Source organism: Prevotella amnii CRIS 21A-A (assembly GCF_000177355.1).
GTDB lineage: Bacteria > Bacteroidota > Bacteroidia > Bacteroidales > Bacteroidaceae > Prevotella > Prevotella amnii.
Genome location: NZ_ADFQ01000035.1, coordinates 1 through 1197 on the forward strand (window position 1 = coordinate 1; position 1197 = coordinate 1197).

Annotated in this window: 2 protein-coding genes and 1 tRNA gene; 2 read left to right on the top strand and 1 reads right to left on the bottom strand. The window is 33.1% G+C overall.

The annotated features are described in order from the left end of the window. On the bottom strand, nucleotides 1-241 hold a 241-nt coding region (locus HMPREF9018_RS03560), incomplete at its 3' end, for a helix-turn-helix domain-containing protein (protein ID WP_008448254.1). 295 nt (nucleotides 242-536) lie between these two features. Here HMPREF9018_RS03560 and HMPREF9018_RS03565 point away from each other — a divergent pair. After that, on the top strand, nucleotides 537-782 hold the full coding sequence (locus HMPREF9018_RS03565; RefSeq protein WP_008448252.1) for a hypothetical protein: 246 nt from the start codon (nucleotides 537-539) through the stop codon (nucleotides 780-782). Between the two features lie 165 nt (nucleotides 783-947). Next, a tRNA-Met gene (locus HMPREF9018_RS03570) sits at nucleotides 948-1020 on the top strand. Nucleotides 1021-1197 lie beyond the last annotated feature (177 nt).

A 1197-nucleotide genomic window follows, 5' to 3' on the forward strand; every position in this document is an offset into this window, starting at 1 on the left:
TCTTCCAGACTAATTCATCGGAGATCCTGGCGTTCTTTACCGTTCTCTTTCTGCGCTGCATAGCCATATCGTGCGCCTTTGTCCAGATATACTTTCCCGATGGCGTGCTGTTGCGTTTGATTTCACGTGATAGTGTTGACTGACTGATGCCGACGATTGCGGCAATCTCTTTTCTCCCTGTTTTCTTTTGAAGTAAGGCGAAAATTTGCGACCTTTGCTCCGAGATTAATTGATGATACATTTACAATACAAAGTTAGTTAATCTTTGGGAGACAGCGGTCTCCTTTTTTTTATTTGTATTGCTGGTTGTTTTTTTTCTCGCTGAGAGAAAAATTAAACTTTTCTACACCAAAACGCGAATTCTTCAAATACGTTTTGTAATTTTGCACTTACTGGTTGACTCTATGAATAGATATAATTTCTGCAAATACTGCATTTTTTTGAATAATCATAACTTAGTAATTTAAAAGATAATTATCTTTGCATATTCATGGTGATAGTACACATTAAATATAATACAAATAAGAAAAACAAAAATGATTACAAAAGATAGTATAGAACAGGCTTATAGCTTCTTTCATCAGAAGTATAGAGTATATAAATTTTCAAATAGCTTACAGCAAAAAGATGATATAGAATTGGCTATTAATTCATTTGTGGAATGTATGAACACTGATCTTTATAAACTTTTATCACATGGAAATAATGATTTTCTACTTAATCATTCAACTTTTGCAGTAGATATTAAAAGAGCTATAGAAGACTTAGAAAAAATGTTATAAATATATTCGATAGCAAGTAGCAATATGTAAAAATGTTTTAAATAGTGTTTTATTGTTAAATTTATAATTATATTTCAGTTTACTTTTGCATTTCCCATAATTATTATTACCTTTGCACCCACTAATAAGAAACAGAATTTATATCTGTTTTAGTCGTTTTTATACCGCGGAGTGGAGCAGTTGGTAGCTCGCCAGGCTCATAACCTGGAGGTCGCATGTTCGAGTCTTGCCTCCGCAACAATAGATGCTTAAAAGTTAATCATATACTTTTTAAGCATCTTTTTTTTTACATATATTCTTATATGATGCAGATATAGGGGGTCAGTCGTAAAACCCAGTTGCAAGCCCTCTCCTCTCAGGCACATAATTTCATAAGCCTGTAAAGGAAGAAAGGAATGTCCGTTACTCCCCTGAA

Bases quoted from the DNA above. Each gene is read 5' to 3' on its own strand.
- HMPREF9018_RS03565 (WP_008448252.1), top strand. From the start codon at position 537: ATGATTACAAAAGATAGTATAGAACAGGCTTATAGCTTCTTTCATCAG.